13 protein-coding genes and 2 pseudogenes are annotated in these 19,718 nt (G+C 47.8%); 12 read left to right on the plus strand and 3 right to left on the minus strand.

What is annotated here, in order from left to right; genetic code table 11:
* Positions 1 to 26: 26 nt before the first annotated feature.
* Positions 27 to 2,252 (plus strand): DNA helicase PcrA, encoded by a 2,226-nt coding sequence (gene pcrA, locus KNQ13_RS06765; RefSeq protein ID WP_026830847.1) that lies wholly within the window; start codon positions 27 to 29, stop codon positions 2,250 to 2,252.
* Positions 2,253 to 2,266: 14 nt separating this feature from the next.
* The gene (gene ligA / locus KNQ13_RS06770; RefSeq protein ID WP_026830848.1) at positions 2,267 to 4,261 is read left to right on the plus strand and encodes an NAD-dependent DNA ligase LigA; all 1,995 of its coding nucleotides are present in this window, start codon (positions 2,267 to 2,269) and stop codon (positions 4,259 to 4,261) included.
* 271 nt (positions 4,262 to 4,532) lie between these two features.
* On the opposite strand, the gene KNQ13_RS06775 is transcribed toward ligA, so the two are convergent.
* The gene (locus KNQ13_RS06775) at positions 4,533 to 5,108 is read right to left on the minus strand and encodes a class D sortase (protein ID WP_026830849.1); all 576 of its coding nucleotides are present in this window, start codon (positions 5,106 to 5,108) and stop codon (positions 4,533 to 4,535) included.
* A gap of 135 nt (positions 5,109 to 5,243) precedes the next feature.
* Between KNQ13_RS06775 and KNQ13_RS06780 the strand changes: the two genes are divergently transcribed.
* The 3 genes from KNQ13_RS06780 (at position 5,244) to KNQ13_RS06790 (ending at position 8,654) form a co-directional block, all read left to right on the plus strand.
* Positions 5,244 to 6,422: a CamS family sex pheromone protein gene (locus tag KNQ13_RS06780; RefSeq protein WP_026830850.1), complete on the plus strand. Its 1,179-nt coding sequence runs from the start codon at positions 5,244 to 5,246 to the stop codon at positions 6,420 to 6,422.
* Between the two features lie 186 nt (positions 6,423 to 6,608).
* On the plus strand, positions 6,609 to 7,463 hold the full coding sequence (locus tag KNQ13_RS06785; protein ID WP_026830851.1) for a MurR/RpiR family transcriptional regulator: 855 nt from the start codon (positions 6,609 to 6,611) through the stop codon (positions 7,461 to 7,463).
* A 12-nt stretch (positions 7,464 to 7,475) separates the two neighbouring features.
* Positions 7,476 to 8,654: a M20 family metallopeptidase gene (locus KNQ13_RS06790; RefSeq protein WP_026830852.1), complete on the plus strand. Its 1,179-nt coding sequence runs from the start codon at positions 7,476 to 7,478 to the stop codon at positions 8,652 to 8,654.
* Between the two features lie 71 nt (positions 8,655 to 8,725).
* Here the strand turns inward: KNQ13_RS06790 and KNQ13_RS06795 are convergent, their stop codons facing one another.
* Positions 8,726 to 8,917, minus strand: a complete 192-nt coding sequence (locus tag KNQ13_RS06795; protein ID WP_012369376.1) for a YwbE family protein — start codon at positions 8,915 to 8,917, stop codon at positions 8,726 to 8,728.
* A gap of 192 nt (positions 8,918 to 9,109) precedes the next feature.
* On the opposite strand from KNQ13_RS06795, the pseudogene KNQ13_RS16315 reads away from it, so the two are divergent.
* The 4 genes and pseudogenes from KNQ13_RS16315 to glsA form a co-directional block, all read left to right on the plus strand.
* Positions 9,110 to 9,460 (plus strand): annotated as a pseudogene (locus tag KNQ13_RS16315) (DnaJ domain-containing protein); the annotation flags it as partial.
* Positions 9,461 to 9,562: 102 nt separating this feature from the next.
* Positions 9,563 to 9,976: pseudogene (locus tag KNQ13_RS16320) on the plus strand (DnaJ C-terminal domain-containing protein); the annotation flags it as partial.
* Positions 9,977 to 9,982: 6 nt separating this feature from the next.
* Positions 9,983 to 12,556: an ATP-dependent chaperone ClpB gene (clpB, locus tag KNQ13_RS06805; RefSeq protein ID WP_026830854.1), complete on the plus strand. Its 2,574-nt coding sequence runs from the start codon at positions 9,983 to 9,985 to the stop codon at positions 12,554 to 12,556.
* A gap of 148 nt (positions 12,557 to 12,704) precedes the next feature.
* The gene (glsA, locus tag KNQ13_RS06810) at positions 12,705 to 13,637 is read left to right on the plus strand and encodes a glutaminase A (protein WP_026830855.1); all 933 of its coding nucleotides are present in this window, start codon (positions 12,705 to 12,707) and stop codon (positions 13,635 to 13,637) included.
* Here glsA and KNQ13_RS06815 read toward each other — a convergent pair.
* Positions 13,634 to 14,416 carry a CHAD domain-containing protein gene (locus tag KNQ13_RS06815; protein WP_014969483.1) on the minus strand — a complete coding sequence of 261 codons (783 nt, stop codon included), beginning with the start codon at positions 14,414 to 14,416 and terminating at the stop codon, positions 13,634 to 13,636. The two genes, glsA and KNQ13_RS06815, sit on opposite strands and share 4 nt — an antisense overlap.
* A gap of 95 nt (positions 14,417 to 14,511) precedes the next feature.
* On the opposite strand from KNQ13_RS06815, the gene KNQ13_RS06820 reads away from it, so the two are divergent.
* The 3 genes from KNQ13_RS06820 (at position 14,512) to nagA (ending at position 19,716) form a co-directional block, all read left to right on the plus strand.
* A complete protein-coding gene (locus tag KNQ13_RS06820; RefSeq protein WP_026830856.1) occupies positions 14,512 to 15,867 on the plus strand; it encodes an MATE family efflux transporter in 1,356 nt (451 codons plus the stop codon).
* The gene (gene mprF, locus KNQ13_RS06825; protein WP_014969485.1) at positions 15,864 to 18,422 is read left to right on the plus strand and encodes a bifunctional lysylphosphatidylglycerol flippase/synthetase MprF; all 2,559 of its coding nucleotides are present in this window, start codon (positions 15,864 to 15,866) and stop codon (positions 18,420 to 18,422) included. Before KNQ13_RS06820 ends, mprF begins: the two co-directional genes overlap by 4 nt.
* 148 nt (positions 18,423 to 18,570) lie before the next feature.
* Positions 18,571 to 19,716, plus strand: a complete 1,146-nt coding sequence (gene nagA, locus KNQ13_RS06830) for an N-acetylglucosamine-6-phosphate deacetylase (RefSeq protein ID WP_026830857.1) — start codon at positions 18,571 to 18,573, stop codon at positions 19,714 to 19,716.
* The last annotated feature ends 2 nt before the right edge of the window (positions 19,717 to 19,718 follow it).

The raw sequence follows: 19,718 nt of genomic DNA on the forward strand, positions 1-19,718 counted from the left end.
CGGAATACAGAAATGAGGCTATTTAGATGTTTAATTTAAGTGAACAGCTTGTCAGCGGATTGAATCCGGAGCAAGCAAAAGCAGTCAAGCATACGGACGGACCGTTGCTGATCATGGCGGGAGCCGGATCAGGGAAAACACGTGTCCTGACACATCGGGTCGCCTATTTAATGGCTGCGAAACAAGTCGCACCTTGGAATATCCTGGCGATCACGTTTACGAATAAAGCAGCACGTGAGATGCGTGACCGGATTTCCCGTCTTGTTGGTGGTGTCGCCAATGACATCTGGGTATCAACCTTCCATTCGATGTGTGTCCGGATGTTACGTCGCGATATCGAAAAAATCGGCTATAACCGTAACTTTACGATTCTCGATTCAAGTGATCAGCAGTCGGCACTTAAATTAGTCCTGAAAGAACAAAATCTCGATCCGAAAAAATGGGATCCACGATCGATGTTGTCGATCATCTCGAGTCAAAAAAATGAACTTCGCAGTGCCGAGTTTTACGCCTCAATCGTCACGAACCCTTATGAAAAAACGGTCGCTGAGATCTACAAAGGATACGAAGCGATTTTACGCCGGAACAATGCCCTTGATTTTGATGATTTGATTGGTAAAACGACGGAGTTGTTCAAACAAAATCCGGACGTCCTGGCGTTTTACCAACGAAAATTCCAATACATCCATGTCGATGAGTATCAGGATACGAACAAAGCTCAATATGATCTCGTCAACCTCCTAGCAGCAGCGCATCAAAATCTATGTGTCGTCGGGGACTCGGATCAATCCATTTATCGTTGGCGTGGAGCGGATATCGCTAACATTCTTTCGTTTGAAGAAGATTATCCGACGGCGAAAGTCATCCTGCTTGAACAAAACTACCGATCGTCGAAACGCATTCTGGACGCAGCGAACCATGTCATCCAAAACAACAGCACCCGTAAAGATAAAAAACTGTGGACGGAAAACGCGGAAGGCGAAAAACTGGTGATCCATACAGCAGAAAACGAACGGGAAGAAGCGTTCTATATCGTTCAGGAAATCCGCAATGCTTTGCGTTACGGGATGAAATTAAACGATGTCGCGATTCTGTACCGGACCAATGCCCAGTCACGGGCGATTGAGGAAACGTTGCTCAAATCGAATGTTCCGTACAAAATGATTGGCGGCACGAAGTTCTACGATCGGAAGGAAATCAAGGATGTCTTGGCTTATCTGCGTCTGATTTCGAATCCGAACGAAGATTTATCGTTTGCCCGCATCGTCAATGAACCGAAGCGCGGAATCGGCGCGACGACGATCGATAAATTACGCGATTTCGCGGACTTACAGGGCGTTTCCCTGATGGAAGCGATCCGTGACATCGAATTGTCGAGCATCGCCCCGAAAACGGCAGCAAAACTGACGGACTTCCGAACGATGATTCTTGGTCTGCAACAGATGCAAGAATTCATCAGCTTATCCGAGCTGGTGGAAGAAGTGCTTGAGAAAACCGGCTACCGTCAAGTCTTAAAAGAAGACAAGACACTGGAAGCACAAAGTCGTCTCGAGAACATCAACGAGTTCATCACGGTTGCGCAAAACTTTGAAAAAGAGACCGAAAAAGCAGATCCGGAAGAACAAACCATCATCGCTTTCTTAACCGATTTGACGTTGGTCGCTGATGTCGACTCACTGGATGAAAGTGATCCGGGGGAGCAGGTAACCTTGATGACGTTACACTCAGCGAAGGGGCTCGAGTTCCCGATCGTCTTCCTGATCGGAATGGAAGAAGGATTGTTCCCGCACAGCCGCTCCCTGCAGGATGAAGATGAAATGGAAGAAGAACGCCGTCTTGCTTACGTTGGGATTACACGGGCTGAAAAACGCCTGTATCTCTCGCACGCGCGGATGCGTTCGCTCTATGGTCGGACGAATGCCAATCTCGAATCCCGTTTCCTTGCCGAATTACCGGAGGAAGTACTGGAACGGACCGGTAAAAAACCGAAACCGTTACCGTGGGAAGATCGTCCGGTGCCGCAAGGAAAGGCCGTCATCGGCCGATCGGTCACGAAACCGACAGCGATGAAGACGTCAGGCGCTGAATCACTCGGCTGGAACGTCGGGGACAAAGCGGAACACGGAAAATGGGGTCGGGGAACAGTCGTGCAGACACGCGGAGCAGGGGACAGCTTAGAAATCGATATCGCCTTCCCGGAAGTCGGTGTCAAACGGTTGCTTGCGAAATTCGCACCGATCAAAAAGGTATGAGTGGAGGCGTCAAGATGATAGAACAGGCACGAATCGAGGAATTACGCCAAAAGTTGAACCAATACAGTTATGAATATTACGTGCAGGATCAACCGACTGTTCCGGACAGCACCTACGATCAGCTGTTACGTGAACTGATGGATCTCGAAACACAGCACCCAGAGTTGATTACGGCTGACTCGCCGACGCAACGCGTCGGTGCTGCGCCGCTCGATGCCTTCGAGAAGGTGACTCATGATTTACCGATGTTATCGCTCGGAAACGTTTTTGACGAGACAGAGATTCGGGAGTGGGTCGCTCGCATCGAACGCTCACTCGGCCGTTCGACGACATATGTCGCCGAATTAAAGTTTGATGGTCTGGCGATTTCCTTAAAGTACGAAGACGGACGTCTCGTCCGCGGTGCGACACGCGGCGACGGAACCGTCGGCGAGAACATCACGCAAAATCTGCGGACAATCAAAGCCTTGCCGCTGCGGTTACGTCAAAATGAAACGGTCGAGGTGCGTGGGGAAGCCTACATGCCCAAACAATCGTTTGAACGCCTGAATCAAGATCGCGCAGAACGTGAAGAAGCCTTGTTTGCCAATCCGCGGAATGCGGCAGCCGGTAGCTTACGGCAACTCGACTCTTCAATCACGGCGTCACGTAATTTATCCGTATTCGTCTATGGACTCGGGGTCAACACACTTAGTGCCCGATCGCACAGTGAAGCGATGCAACAGCTAGCTGAACTCGGACTCCCGACAAATAACGAGATGCGGACATGTGAGACGGTGGAAGATATCTTGGCGTACATTCAGCACTGGACGGTTGAACGGGCAACACTTCCGTACGAGATCGACGGGATCGTGCTGAAGGTTGACCGCTACGATGATCAAGAGGAGCTCGGATTCACAGCGAAAAGTCCCCGTTTTGCAACGGCTTATAAATTCGCCGCGGAAGAAGTCATGACGACGGTCGAAGAAGTTGATTTCAGTGTGGGACGAACCGGGAAAGTCACGCCGCGTGCGCGCTTTGCTCCGGTCGTCGTCGCGGGATCAACCGTCAGTTATGCGACATTGCACAATGCCGACTTCATCACGGAAAAAGACATTCGTCTGCATGACCAAGTCATCATCAAAAAAGCGGGTGACGTCATACCTGCCGTCGTCAGTGTCGTCGTCTCAGAACGGACAGGGAACGAACAACCGATTGAGTTTCCGACACACTGCCCGGCTTGTGCATCGGAACTTGTTCGCCTCGAAGGCGAAGCGGATATCCGATGTGTCAGTCCGGAATGTCCAGCTCAACTCGTTGAAGGCATCATTCATTTTGTGTCGCGACAAGCGATGAACATCGATGGACTGGGCGAGAAGGTCGTCCGCCAATTGTACGAACACCAAGCGATTCGGACCTTAGCCGACCTGTATCGGCTCGATCGGGATGAATTGTTAACGTATGAGCGGATGGGCGAAACATCGGTCGAGAATTTACTGAAGGCGATTGAAGTGTCCAAGAACAACTCATTGGAACGGCTGATGTTTGGTCTTGGTATTCGATTGGTCGGACAAAAAGCAGCCTACTTGTTAGCGGAACGGTTTGATACACTCGATGGTATTGCACAAGCGGAGTACGACGATATTCTGGCGATTGATGGCATTGGCAGTAAAATCGCCGACTCGGTCACGAAGTATTTTGAACATCCGGAAGCCCAAACCTTGATTCAAGATTTGGCAGCACTGGGACTCAATCAACAATTCCTCGGACAACGGATCGATCAATCGAATGCTCCGCTTGCCGGAAAAACGATTGTCCTGACGGGAACACTCGAAACGCTAAAACGTTCAGAAGCCGGAAAACGGCTTGAATTGCTTGGGGCAGACGTGACAGGAAGTGTCAGTAAAAAAACAGACATTCTTGTCGCTGGTGAGAAGGCGGGTTCCAAATTAACGAAGGCGGAGTCGCTCGGGATTGAGATTTGGGATGAAACGCGGTTACTCGAAGAGTTAACGAAGTACGAAGGATAAAACAAAGACCGACTCAAATGTCGTTCTCTACACAAACGAGGGTGGCAGATTTCAAATCTGCCACCCTCGAATCGTTTACAAGAGATTACTCGCTTCACGTAACGCCTACAGAAAAAAACGCAGAAACCTGCGCTGTCAGAGACGAACAAGATCCATTTCCTTGCCTGCACGGACAGGGGAGTTGGCTTGTGTTTCGCCTGAGGAAAGCGCGTGAAAGAAAGAGTAATCTCTTTTCTGTAGCTGAAGACATCGGTCGACTTCATCACCGTTGTTATCTCGATTCCGTTTTGATCAAGACACCTTGTTTGATCAGACGATTGGTCGCCGTTTCCGGAGGGTCACAGGTGATGAGCGTAATCGTCGCTTGTTTGACGTTTTGATTCAAGACAGATACATCAGTCGGTTTGACAAGCTTCGAGGCCGTCATCTTGTAGGTATAACGATGACTTTTTGTCGTCACGGTGACGTGTGCCCCTTCTTTTAATTCGGGCAATCGATTGAAGTGAAGTCCTTTCGTAAAACTACGGTGTCCGGCTAAGGCATAATTGTCTTTACCCGGAGCACCCGTCTGTTTCAGATGACCAATACTTTGGTCGAGAATTTTAGTCGAAGCGCCTTCTAAGATGACTTGTTCAAAATCGATGGAAGGAATCGTCAGCAAGCCACTACCGTTCGTCGCGACAGGGGCCGCCGTTTCTTTGGCAGCGACGGCTTTTAAATTTTGAGTCCAGCGTTGTTTAAGTTCGTCGGCAGCGGTTTGTTTTTGGTGTGCGGTAAAAACGGGCCATGCGATCAAAAGAATACCTGTAATTAGTAAAAGCAGACCAAGAAGTTGTCGTCGTTTCATGAAAAAAATCCTTTCGTCTGCATAAAAGCAGGGTGTACTTTTTTGAAAAATAGGGAAAAACAACTCCTTCCCCGATGGAAAACTATTCTGTTATGATAGAGAGAACGATTTTAAACATATGGGGTGCGTAAATAGATGAAATATAAAAAAATGGCAGCATTGACGTTGACGAGTACATTGTTCCTCGGCGCGTGTTCGTTTGATTTATCACAAAAAAGCGATACAAAAGAAGTCATCACGGAAAGTGAACAAGGAAAAGAAGTGCAGGCAGTCGTCAGTCCGGCGATTGATACAACGGATTCTTATTACCGGACCGTTTTACCGTTTCGACCAAGTGTCGCTCGTGGGATGACACAAAAACGGGTCAGTTCACGTCTCGAATTGGACGAGATCGAAACCGGACTGATGCGTCACTCGACACAATTTTTTGATCCGGAAAAATATTATTACCAAGAAGGTCAATTGCTTGAAGCGGAGCAGATTGCCCAGTGGTTACTGCGAAAAGGAAAAGCCGGTGACGGTGTCAGTGATCCAAACGGTTTGAATCCAGCCTATACGACAGGGAAGTCCTATAAAGAAAAAAATCAAAAGTCTCCTCTGATTCTATCGCACATCTTGGAGCAAGACTATATGTTAGAAGAAGATAAAAAGCTTGAGATGGGCGGTACTTCAATCGCGTTAGTCTTAAATAGTGAATACGTCTTCCAAGATGAAAATTATGGACCGACCTACACGGTGAAACTGGATGAGAAGAAAGTCATCGCACAAGGGAAACAGATGGCGAATGAACTGGTGAAAAAAATGCGGAAAACGGACGGAATGAAAACGACGCCGATCCATGTCGCGTTGTATTTACAAGAAAGTGAAGGTTCACCGGTGTCGGGTCATTATCTATCCTCTGCCTTTATCGGACGTGGGAATCAAATCAGCGAGAATGACTGGAAAAATTACGATGAAAAGTATTATTATTACCCGTCTGGCGTTGCGACCAATGATGTCCGGGATGATGCGGCAAAATTTGATCTGTTCAAGGATCGTTTAGAGGATTACTTCCCGAACTATACCGGGATGATGGGGGAAGGCTTTTACCAAGAAGGTGAGCTGAAGAAACTCGAAATCAAAATTCCAGTTCAATTTTACGGAAAAGCAGAGCTCGTTGCCTTTGTTCAATACGTCACCTACCTGCTGGAAAATCGTTGGGAGTACAACCGGAACGTCCCGACGACCATCACCGTCACGAATTTAAATGGGGATACGGAAGCCATGTTATTCATTGAGCCGGAGACGAAAAAACCAATCGTCAAAATTCGTTGATTTCATACAGGAAAAAAGACTCTTTGCGAAAGCGGGAGTCTTTTTTGATACTTAATTTTGTTCGCGGACTTCTTTGGATTTACGAAAGCCGTCTTGGAAGAGCATAATAGAAAAGAAGCATAATGCGGATCAGGTGGATTGACGCTGCATTCGCCTGTTTTAATTCATTGTAAGGGAGAGAGTCGTATGAAAGGTGGTATTTTTTCACAGATTAGTGCTGTCCGGGAAGAGTTGCCTTCTTCATCACGGAAAGTCGCTGATTTTGTTTTAGCGCATATGAATGAAATCGCGGGGATGACGATTCATCATTTGGCAGAAGAATCGGGAACAAGTGCGGCGGCAGTCGTCCGCTTTTGCCGGGCGCTTGGATTGAAGGGGTATCCGGAACTACGGATGCGGATTTCGGCGGATACGGCCCGAACGGACTTAAAAGGATATCACGATATCGAAAAAAATGAACGACCGGCTGACTTGGTTGAAAAGACATTAAGCAACAGTATGCAAGCCTTACAGGATACAGCAAAGCAGTTGAGTGAAAACCGGATTGCCGAGGCGATGAAAGTCCTCGATCAAGCACGGGCGATTTATTTTTATGGGATCGGAGCATCAAATGTGGTTGCGTTAGATGCCGCACAAAAGTGGACCCGTGTTGGTAAATTAACGATTCAAGAATCCGATCAACATCTCGTCGCGACGATTTTGGCGAATGCGAGTCCGGACGATGTGTTTTTCGCAATTTCTTACAGTGGAGAAACGGAAGAAGTCGTTGAATTGATCCGTCTTGCTAAAATACGTGGATTACAAGTCATCAGTCTGACACGGTTTGGAGATAATCGGGTCAGTCAGTTGGCGGATATTGCGTTGTGGACGTCGCGGGCACCGGAAGCCCCATTACGGAGTGCTGCCCTCAGTTCGCGCCTCGCACAGCTGTTTGCGATCGATGTGTTGTTCCTATCCTATGCGGCGGTTCATTATGACGATACGATTGAACGGCTTCAATATACACGGGAAAGCGTTAAGATGTTGCACAGCAAAAAATAGGGGGTTACATAAATGAAGCAGACAGTAGAAGAGATGGTGGAGCAGTTATTTCCAGTAATGGTCGAACGGCGTCGTTATTTACATCAACATCCAGAACTGTCGTTTCATGAAGTCGATACACCACGGTTCATCGCTGAACGATTAACGGAACTTGGAATCGACGTCCGGACCAATGTCGGAGGTCGTGGTGTCGTCGGAACGATTCGGGGCGGAAAACCAGGTAAGACGGTGGCACTACGGGCTGATTTCGATGCCTTGCCGATCCAGGATGAGAAAGAAGTCGAGTACCGTTCGACCGTTCCCGGTGTCATGCATGCCTGTGGTCACGATGGGCATACGGCGACTTTACTTGCGGTGGCGGAAATCCTCGTGCAGCAGAAAGAACAGTTAGCCGGGAATGTCGTCCTGATCCATCAGCACGCAGAAGAAGTCGTCCCGGGTGGTGCCCGTGACATGATTGCCGACGGTTGTTTAGAAGGGGTCGATGTCATTTTCGGGACACATCTCTGGTCGACGACGAAGCTTGGAACAATCGGCTACCGCGTCGGACCAGTGATGGCAGCAGCCGATAAATTCGAGCTGACGTTGTTTGGTCGCGGCGGACATGGGGCAAAACCACACGAAACGATTGATGCCGTCGTTCTTGGGGCGACGGTCGTCAAAGAATTGCAAAGTATCGTCAGTCGACGACTCGATCCCCTGCAACAAGCGGTTTTGACGATTGGAACACTTCATGCCGGGAATACGTTTAACGTCATTGCAGACAGTGCGCAATTGACAGGGACGGTCCGAACGTTTGATCCAGCAGTCGCCGAACAGATCGTCCGGGAAATGGAACGGACGATCAAAGGTGTGTGTGACGCGGCGGGGGCGACCTATTCGTTTACGTACGAAAGAGGGTATCCGGCGGTCGTCAACCATCCGGAAGAAACGAACCTATTGCGGACCGTTGCTTCTGACATCATGGGTGCGGATCACGTCTTTGAAATTGCTCCGACGATGGGCGGTGAAGACTTCGCGTATTATTTGCAACAAGTGCCCGGCACCTTTTTCTTTACCGGGGCAGGAGACGAAACGTTTTATCCGCATCACCATCCGAAGTTTGATTTTGAAGAACAGGCGATGCAATATGCTGCCCGGATTTTAATTGAGGCGACGTTACGCTATCTTGATTCTCCGATGGAACCTTAAGTCAGATACGAAAAGACACCTACCCTTCGGCAAGTAACCGGAAAGTAGGTGTCTTTTCGTGTAGATAGGAATTATAAAATTTCTTGGACGCGACCGACTTGCCCGTCTTCGAGTCGGACTTTGATACCGTGCGGGTGGTTTGGAGACTTCGTCAAAAGATCCTTGACGATTCCCTCCGTCCGTTTTCCTGTCCGCTGATCCTGTTTTAATACGATACTGACGTGTTGTCCGATTTTGACATCGGCTCGTTTTTTACCATCCATCTGTTGACCGCTCCTTTTTAGATAACTATGGATGTCAGTATACCATGCTTCTTCTGCACGAAACTTGTTTAAGGAAAATCCGTAAAGTGAAAAGAATGAAAGAATCAGCAAAAAAAGTTTGACTATATTTGACCAATTGAGCGATCAATTTTATAATTAAGATACAGAATGAACGTTAAGGGAGTGATCGGGATGGCAAAAGATTATTATCGAACACTTGGGGTCGAGAAATCAGCATCGAACCAAGAGATCAAACGGGCGTACCGCAAACTGGCGAAACAATACCATCCAGACGTCAATCAAGAAGCAAGCGCCGACCAGCGCTTTAAGGATATTCAGGAAGCTTTTGATGTGCTCGGGGATGAAGAAAAAAGAGCCCAGTATGATCAGTATGGAAGTGATTTCGAACGGGTGGCAGGGGCGGGATATGGTCAGTCGGCTGACTACGATGATTTGTTCCGTCAGTTTAACGGACGTCAATCGAGACCAGGCGGATCAGCCGGTCAATCGTTTGGATTTGAAGACATGTTTGGTTCGTTTTTTAGTCAAGAGGAAGAAGCGACGGATGAGGAACTCGAATTGACCGTTCCGCTCAGTCATCTCAGTACCAATGAGAAAGTAACGATTCGATTAGCTACGGGTGCGATTCAGATGAGTCTCCCAAAAGATTTATATGACGGAAAAAAAGTCCGGTTACGCGGGAAAAGTTCGATGCGCAACCGTAAAGGCATCGCTGGGGATGTCTACGTGACGATTCATCTGAAGGATGACGACCGTTTCCGCCGTCAAGAGACCGACGTCATCTCGACCGTCCGCGTCTATCCGACGATATTTGTCTTAGGAGGCGAAGTCGTGGCTGATACATTAGAGGGAAAACGTGTGAAATTAAAAATCAAACCAGGTACAAAACCGGGTTCGCGTCTCCGAATTCCAAACCGAGGGCTCAGTAACCGCGAAGGTCATCGAGGAGCTCTATTAGTGCAACTCGAAGTAAAACTTCCAGAAATGGATTCAGCATTTTATGAAGAGTGGGAAAATCGTTTATCTGTGAAGGAGTGACGTACAATGGATTTTGAAAAACTAACAGATCGGGCGCATGAAGCCATCGTATCGGCACAAGCGATTGCCAAACAACGTCGACACAGTGAAATCACGGAGTGGCATTTATTGCTTTCCTTGATTTCCCAAGAAGAAGGAATTGCACGAATCGTCTTTGAGAAGTTGGATCAGCGGATGGATCAACTCGAAGTAGCCATCAATGAAGCCATCGGGCGATTACCTGCCCTCGGTCAGTCGTCGACCCCGCGTATCAGTAACTCGCTGTTACAAGTACTGACGGAAGCAGAAACAGAAGCGCGATTGATGCAAGACGATTATGTCTCCGTGGAACATTTGTTGCTTGGTCTCGTTAAACAATCAAGTCCAGCGACACAATACCTGCGGAGCCAAGGCGTAACAGAACCATTATTACGAGAAGCGATCATCGAGATGCGAGGAAACCGGAAAGTTACGACCAAAAATCCGGAAGCCACTTTTGATGTGTTAAAGAAATATGGACGCGATCTCGTAGCCGATTTCCGGTCAGGTAAAACGGATCCGGTCATCGGACGCGATGATGAGATTCGCCGGGTCATTCGGATTCTCAGTCGGAAGACAAAAAACAATCCGGTTTTGATTGGTGAACCGGGTGTTGGGAAAACGGCCATCGTCGAAGGACTGGCTCAACGGATTGTTCGGGGAGATGTGCCGGAAAGCCTCAAAAATAAACAGTTATTCAGTCTGGATATGAGTACACTCGTCGCCGGTGCCAAATACCGAGGGGAGTTCGAAGAACGGCTCCAAGCCGTCTTGAACGAGGTCAAGGAAGCCGAAGGTCAGATTCTGTTATTCATCGATGAATTGCATACGATTGTCGGTGCAGGTAAGACGGAAGGTGCAATGGACGCCGGGAATATGTTAAAACCGATGCTTGCCCGGGGAGAATTACATTGTATCGGTGCGACGACATTAGATGAATACCGGAAATATATCGAAAAAGACCCGGCACTTGAACGTCGTTTCCAACAAGTCCTCGTCGCGGAACCGGATGTCGAAGATACGATTTCGATTTTGCGCGGACTGAAAGAACGGTTTGAGATTTACCATGGTGTCCGGATCCATGACAATGCCCTTGTCGCAGCAGCCATTCTTTCGGACCGTTACATCACGGACCGTTTCATGCCTGATAAAGCGATCGACCTGGTCGATGAAGCCTGTGCCATGATTCGGACCGACATGGAATCCATGCCTGCGGAACTGGATTCTTTAGTTCGTCGTGTCATGCAACTTGAAATCGAAGAAGCAGCACTCAAAAAAGAAACCGATGAAGCATCACGGAAGCGACTTGAGGTCTTGCAACAGGAATTAAGTTCTGTTCGGGAAGACGAAAGTGCGCTCCGGACAAGGTGGGAACGCGAGAAAGACAGCTCCCAAAACGTCCAGCAGTTGCGGGCGGATCTTGAAAAAGCAAAACTTGCCTTGCAAGAAGCAGAAGGACGGTATGATTTAAATACAGCATCGGAAATCAAGTATGGACAGATTCCAGCACTTGAAAATCAGTTGAAGGTGGCGGAGGAATCGGCGGAACACGTCTCGCATGAACTAGTCCGAGAAGCCGTGACAGACGAAGAGATCTCCGATATCGTCTCGAAGTGGACGGGGATTCCGGTCAGCCGTCTCGCACAAGGCGAACGCGAAAAATTACTGTATTTAGAAGATACGTTGCATGAACGAGTCTTTGGCCAAGATGAGGCCGTCCGGTTGGTCTCGGATGCTGTCATCCGGGCACGTGCGGGAATCAAAGATCCGAATCGTCCGATCGGTTCGTTCCTGTTCCTCGGTCCGACCGGTGTCGGGAAGACGGAACTTGCGAAAGCACTCGCAGCTGCGATGTTTGATAGCGAAGAACATATCGTTCGAATCGATATGTCGGAGTATATGGAAAAACACAATGTATCACGTCTAGTCGGAGCCCCTCCAGGATATGTGGGGTATGAAGAAGGCGGTCAATTGACGGAAGCGGTGCGCCGAAGTCCTTACTCTGTCCTGCTGTTTGACGAAATCGAGAAGGCGCATGGTGATGTGTTTAACATCCTGCTCCAAGTGTTAGACGATGGAAGGTTGACGGATGCACAAGGGCGGATGGTTGACTTCAAGAATACGATCGTCATCATGACGTCGAATATCGGTTCAAACATCCTACTCGAAGCAGCAAAAGATGGAAATATTGATGCGGCAGAAGAAGAGGCCGTTCGCCAAGAATTAAAAAATTATTTCCGGCCGGAATTCTTGAACCGGATTGATGACACGATCCTCTTCCATCCGCTCCATCGTGCCGAAATCGAGCGGATCATTGATAAAGCGGTCAGTAAAATGGCCGATCGTCTCTCTGGTCGTGAGATTACGATCGATGTGACGGATGCTGCGAAAACCTTGATTTTCAACGAAGCCTTTGAACCGCAGTACGGGGCACGTCCAATCAATCGGTACATTCAACGGACGATTGAGACAAAACTGGCCCGTGCATTGATCAGTGGGGCAATCCAAGATGGTTCGCATGTCGCCGTCGATACGGATGGAACAGAACTTGTCATTCGTTGACATCTATTACAAAAAGGTCGTCTCGTCCTCTAACCAGTAGGGGACAGACGACCTTTTTGACGTGGCATGAAATCAAAAAGAAGAACGGTCATATCTCGTTTCTGAAAAGCATGATAAGCTATTAAAAACGACAGGAAGAGGGACTTCGATGAATGTAACGCAACAACAACTAGAAGAATTAATCGCTGAATGTCGCCCTTATACGGTGCTTGGACAGGTAGCGAGTTATATTCCAGAACTGGCAAAGTCTGAACCGACACAGCTTGGAATCGCTGTGTGTAATGCCGACGGAACGTTTGTATCGGCAGGGGATGCAGAAACGATGTTTACGTTACAAAGTGTTTCGAAAATCATTACGTTAGCCTTTGTCCTTGAGACATTTGGGGAAGACTATGTGTTCTCCAAAGTTGGGATGGAACCAACGGGTGATGCCTTCAACTCGATTGCGAAACTTGAGGAGACGATTCCGACCAAACCACTCAATCCAATGATTAATGCAGGTGCGCTTGCCGTGACGAGTATGTTGCCAGGAGAAGATGCTGCCGATAAACTGAACCGCTTACGTCAATTCATCGCGGACTTACTCGATATCGAACTCGACATGGTCAAATATGATGCGGAAGTTGCACAGTCCGAATTTGAGACAACGGATTTGAACCGCGCTTTGCTATATTTTATGCGGTATCATGGAGTCATCGAAGGAAATGTCGAAGAAATCATCGATGTCTACACGAAGCAGTGTGCCATCCTGACGAACTGTAAAGGGCTGGCTATGATGGGGAAAATTTTAAGCCAGTCTGGGAAGACACCGTCCGGTCATCAGGTCATTTCACGCCGAAACGCTCGGATCATCCGCGCCATCATGACGACGTGTGGCATGTATGATGCCTCAGGTGAATTTTCCGTCCAAGTGGGGTTGCCGGGAAAAAGTGGTGTATCCGGTGCGATTGTTGCCTGTGGTCGAAGTGACTTCGATATGGCGGATCTTGGAATCGGTATTTTTGGACCGGCACTAGATTTAAAAGGAAATTCGATTGCCGGAACAAAGATGCTTGAATTGCTTGTCCAGCGTCACCCCTAGGCAAACGAAAGCTGATCCAACAGCTTTGAGAGTTTCCGTTCGAGACGTTCGACTTCTTTTTTCTGTTGGGGTACTTGTGACGCAGGAACGGTGAAGATACGCCAACGTTCCAAGCGATTATACGTATCGTTGATATCACCCAATTGGGTCTGGATCCGTTTTAATCGGTCAACAGAAGACTTGGGAAAATCGGTGTAGGGACGCAAGTATTCTACCGTATACCTGTAAAATTTCGTCGCGAGTCGTAATTGGTGCATCATCTGGATGCGTTTATTTCCCTCCTTATGTTGGACTTTTTCATAATGGAGTCGTTTTTTATCGAATCGTTTTTCGGCAGTTTGGAGCAGTTCTTTTTCATCAATCCGTTTTAACTGTTTTGTTAAAGGACCGGCTAAAAACCGTCGGACGGAACGATCCAGTTCATTTGAGATCAACAGGTGCATCGTTTCGAGCAACGTCGCACGTTTTCCCTGGAGTTGGAGAGCAAGGTGCTCCGCAAACAGTTGTTCAATTGGAGAGTCAACGGATTGTTGGCTCAGTTGGACATCAAGATCACGGACTTGGCCAAATGCGTCCATCAGGCGTTTCCAGATGAGATAGATGGGTTCCTCCGTTTGATTGAGTAACTTAGCGAATGTAATCAATTTACGTAATCGAATCCGTGCCTGATGGACATCCTCCGGATTTTTAAAGGTTTGTGCTTCTTTTGCATAATGATTAAACGTCGACCATGTTTCCAACAATTCAAATGTTAAATTTTCGACATCACGATGATTCAAATGAATCCCTCCTTATGGATTTTACGTAGAACAGAGCATCATAGAATAACTTATTAAAAATAGGGGAATGTATTGCCCTGGAATGTGGTGGAACAATGTTAGAAACAACTACGCTACTTGGAAAGATTCAGCAGTTCATGAAGATCTTCTTTCCGATTCTGGTCACACAGGTAGCGTTTTACTTAATTAGTTTTTTTGATACAGTCATGGCTGGTCGATACGGATCAGCTGATTTAGCAGGTGTTGGAGTCGGAGCGAGTCTATGGGCACCCGTCTATACCGGGTTGACCGGTATCTTATTAGCCGTCGCTCCACTTGTCTCCCAGGCGATGGGCGCACGGAAGGAACGAGAAGTGAAACGAATCGTCGTTCAGGCGCTTTATGTGTCTGTCGTCATCATCCTCCTGACAATCATCCTTGGTTTTTTGCTTGTTAATCCGATTTTACATCAGATGGAATTATCGGACGAAGCACGTCATGTCGCCCGTGTGTATCTCATCATGTTAGGGTTTGGTATCATACCGATGTTTGTCTTCTTTGTCCTTCGTACGTTGATTGATTCCTTAGGGAAGTCGAACATTACGATGACGTTATTATTATTCTCTTTACCCATTAATGTCGCTTTCAATTATCTGTTTATCTTCGGAAAGTTCGGTTTTCCGGAATTGGGCGGAATCGGGGCAGGGGTCGCGACAGCGATCACCTATTGGATTTTATGTCTTGCGGTCATCGGTGTTGTCTTAAAAGGGGAACTGTTCCAACGCCTTGGGATTCTCCGACGTTTTTATAAACCGGATGTCAAGCGGATCAAAGAATTGATCTTACTTGGAGCGCCGATTGGTCTGGCGATTTTTTCAGAAGTCAGTATCTTTTCGGCAGTGACGTTGTTGCTCGGCGCTTACGGCGATGTCGTCATCGGAGCCTATCAGGCAGCAATCAACTTTGCGTCATTTGTCTACATGATTCCCCTCTCGGCAGCATCAGCACTGACGATCACGGTCGGCTTCGAGATGGGGGCCAAACGGGTCAAGGACGCGGTACAGTATGTCTGGATCGGTTTGTTGTTATGCCTTGCCGTGTCCTTGTTCTCCGGTGGATTGTTGTACGTCCAAAACGAACAGGTTGCAGCACTCTACAGTAATGACCCCGCTGTCATCGAGATGGCAGCACATTTCATGATCTTGGCGATTTTCTTTCAATTATCCGATGCGATCGCAGCACCGACTCAGGGGGCACTGCGAGGATTCAAAGATGTGAACGTCACCTTCATTCTGACGATTACTGCCTACTGGGTCATCGGTTTGCCACTTGGCTTTTATTTCGAGCGATTTACGGCACTTGGACCAGACGGCTATTGGTGGGGATTGATCATCGGACTTGCTGTCGGAGCCGGTCTTTTGTTACTCCGCTTGGTGCATCTCGTTAGAAAATCGAAGGAGGTCGTGAAATGAAGCTCAATAAACAGCGCCTCATGACGGTTGCGAAAATCATTTTGCCGATCGTCTTGATTGCATTCATTTTTTATCAAGGACAAAACGAGTTAAAAAGTCTGTCGTTAAAAGAATCGATTCGAGCGATTCAACAAATCCCGTCTTGGAAATTCATTTTGCTCATCATCGCTGGACTTGCAGCAGTCGCGACGATGTTCTTTTATGACTTCTTTTTATTGCGGTCGCTTCAAGCCAAAGTACCGCTCGGGTTGATTTTCCGGGCCTCTTGGATTGCCAATTCGTTTAACGGCATCATCGGTTTCGGTGGACTCGCCGGAATCGGTGTCCGCTCGGCACTATATCGTCCATTCGTCGAGGGCACTCGTCTATTGAAGGCGATTGGTTGGATGGCGCCAACGCTGATCAGTGGATTATCGATTCTATCGGCGTTGTCATTACTAAATGTTTTTCCGGCATTCGAAGTATTGGACTTAAAAAAATGGTTGTGGCCGGTCATCATCGGCGTTGCTTTTTTCTTCCCGGTCTATTTGTTGTTTACGTTCCGCCGGGGGAGCAGCAGTATTCGTCCGTCGTCGATTGCCCTCTATTCCTTAGTGTCACTCGCAGAATGGTTTAGTGCCGGAGTCGTCGTGTATTTGATTTTAGCGGCACTTGGGACAGACGTCAGTTTTTCAAAAGTCATCGGGGTCTTCATCATCGCAGCGACAGCTGGACTGATTTCGATGGTACCAGGTGGATTTGGATCGTTTGACTTAGTCTTTTTGATCGGCATGCAACGTGCGGGTGTCGAAGAGGGGATCGTCCTCACGGGATTACTGATTTACCGGTTGGTCTATTACTTGATTCCGTTTGTGATTGGTGTGATTTTCTCGGCACGTGAATTCAGTGGTCCCGTCGTCAAGATGATTGAAGACAAACCGATCGTCGGACCCTCAGTGGAAGTCGGAGGTGTCCTCTGGCGACTCCAGTTACGTTTCTTGAGTAAGGTCCGGCACTTTACATTAGCCTTGATCACCTTACTCGCCGGTATTACGATTTGGGGACTGGCGATTTTACCGCCGAACTCCACCCAATATGAATACCTGGAAGCACGTTTGCCGCATGAACTTTTATTGCTCGCAAACAGTTTCTTTTTAATGGCGGGCTTGTTGTATGTCTTACTGGCACCCTCCTTGTATCGTCGGACAAAACGTTCATTATATATGATCTATGGTGCGTCGTTCTTTGCCCTCATCGGGATGGCGCTTCGTGGATTTAACCTGATTTCCTTATCCGTCGTACTGATTGTTTTAATTTTGGTCACGATGTCACGAAATGCCTTTCATCGCGAACGCACTTTGATTACGACGACCCGTCTGATCCGTGCGAGTATCGCTGGCTTTTTGTATATCGGAGGGTTCATTTTCTTTGGTTACGCCTTTTATACGCTCGGATCAGCCGATGGGACAAAGGTCTATCCGGCTCATGAAATTTTTATGTTTGCTGCCAGCGCGACGATTTTTGCTCTTGTCTATACCCTCGTCTTCATTCGTTTATTTAATGCGTTTAACCAACCTGTCTTAGGAGAAAAATTAGATCAACAAAAAGTGACCGCCGTGTTAACGGAACAAGGCGGGAATTATTTAAGTCATTTGGCCTTTTTGGGAGATAAACGCTTTTTCTATTCCGAATCGGGTCGTTCGTTCATTCAATTCAGTCAAACGGGTAACCGGATCATGATGCTCGGAGACCCGAGTGGGGATCCGGCAGAACATTCCCAACTGATTGCGTGTTTTCTACGACGCGTCGAGGACTTGGGGTATATCCCGAACATCTATCAGATACAGGCACAAAACATGTCCCTGTATCATGATTTTGGATTCAACTTCTTTAAGTTAGGTGAGGAGGCAATCGTCGACATTACCAGCTTCACGGTTTCAGGAAAAAAACGGGCCGGTCTACGTTCCATTAAAAACCGGTTTGAACGGGAAGGGATGACGTTTGAAATCGTCGAGCCCCCCTTGACCAGCGACTTGCTTGACGAGTTACGAGACGTCTCGGATGACTGGTTAGGCGGGAAATCAGAAAAAGGCTTTTCACTTGGTTATTTTGATGAGTCCTATCTGAACCAAGCTCCGATTGGTATCATGCGTGATGCCCAAAATGAGATTCTAGGATTCATGACTTTCATGCCGGCATATCAAGAAGGTGTCTTGTCGATTGATTTGATGCGTTTTCGCCCAGATGGTCCGAACGGGATCATGGACGCGATGCTCATGCGTCTGTTTGAATATGCAAAGGAGCAGGGATACCATACGTTCAACATGGGGATGGCACCTTTGTCTTCCGTTGGTGAGGATGAAACCTCCTTCTGGCAAGAACGGGTCGCAGCCGATGTCTTTAACAACATCCGCTATATGTACAGCTTCACCGGCTTGAGACGGTATAAAGAAAAATACGATCCGAAATGGGAAGGACGCTACTTGGCGTACCGAAAACGTCAATCCTTGACGATGGCCATTTTCAAGGTAACGCGTCTCATCTCGAAGAAAAAAGACCGGATTTTATTACCGTAAGTGAAAGAAGATTCCTTTATCATAAGGGATCTTCTTTTTTGTGTTCGATTAAAATGTATAAAGGTCTATACAACTAGAATGAATGACGATATACTAAAGGTGAAGGAATAATGACGAACGGGATCATACAGGGAAAGGGAGCGAAGATATGACAAGCATCATTCATGCAGAAATCTATACAGGACAGGGAGTCATTCCGAACGGATTCATTCGATTTGATCGTGTGATCGAAGCGATTGGTGACATGACCGACTATACGCCAGCCGACGAAACCGTCATTGATCTGGGAGGGAAACGACTGATTCCAGGAATGATCGATATTCACATTCATGGTGGATATGATGTCGATACGATGGATGCGGATCCGGAAGCATTGATCCGGTTAAGCGAAGCGATGCTTGCAGAAGGAGTCACTTCCTTTTTTGCGACGACGATCACCCAGGACTGGAATCAAATCAGCCGGGCGTTGGAAGTCGCGCGAGACGTCATAGCCTCTCGCCAAACGACGATAGAAGGAATCCATCTCGAAGGTCCGTTCATCAATCCGGATTATGCGGGGGCACAACCTCTTGAATATATTGTTGAACCGGATGTCGAACAGTTTTTAAAATGGCAAGAGGTATCCGGAAATCAAATCAAGCTCGTCACCTATGCGCCGGAACGTCCGGGAGCGCGTGCTTTTGAAGCCGCAGTCCGAGCGACAGGGGCGGTTCCATCTGCCGGACATACGGACGCGACCTTTGATCAAAATCATTTAGGACAAGTCACACACGGCACGCATCTCTACAATCAGATGCGTGCCCTGCATCACCGGGAACCCGGAACGGTCGGATACTGTCTGCTTGAACGATCTGTTTATGCAGAAATCATTCCGGACGGGATTCATAGTTCCAAAGAGATGGTTGAATTCGCCTATCGGATGAAGGGACCAGAACGGTTGACAGTCATCACCGATGCCATGCGGGCAAAAGGGTTGTCGGACGGAGAATACGAGTTAGGCGGACAGACGGTCTACGTCAAGGACAGCGCAGCACGGCTAGCGAGCGGTCATTTGGCAGGGAGTGTCTTGACGATGGATCAGGCGCTCCGCAACATCATCACGTTTACCGGCTGTTCACTGGAACAAGCGGTACAGATGACTTCAGTCAACCAGGCGGAAGAATTTGGTCTGACACAAAAGGGGCGACTTGAACGAGGGAAAGATGCGGATTTTGTTGTGTTAAATGCGAATCTAGAAGTCGAACAGACGATTCACCGAGGAACGATCCATCAATTTAAAGGACGGAAGGGGTAACA

It is taken from the genome of Exiguobacterium sp. s128 (assembly GCF_018618815.1).
In the GTDB taxonomy this organism is placed as follows: Bacteria; Bacillota; Bacilli; order Exiguobacteriales; family Exiguobacteriaceae; genus Exiguobacterium_A; species Exiguobacterium_A antarcticum.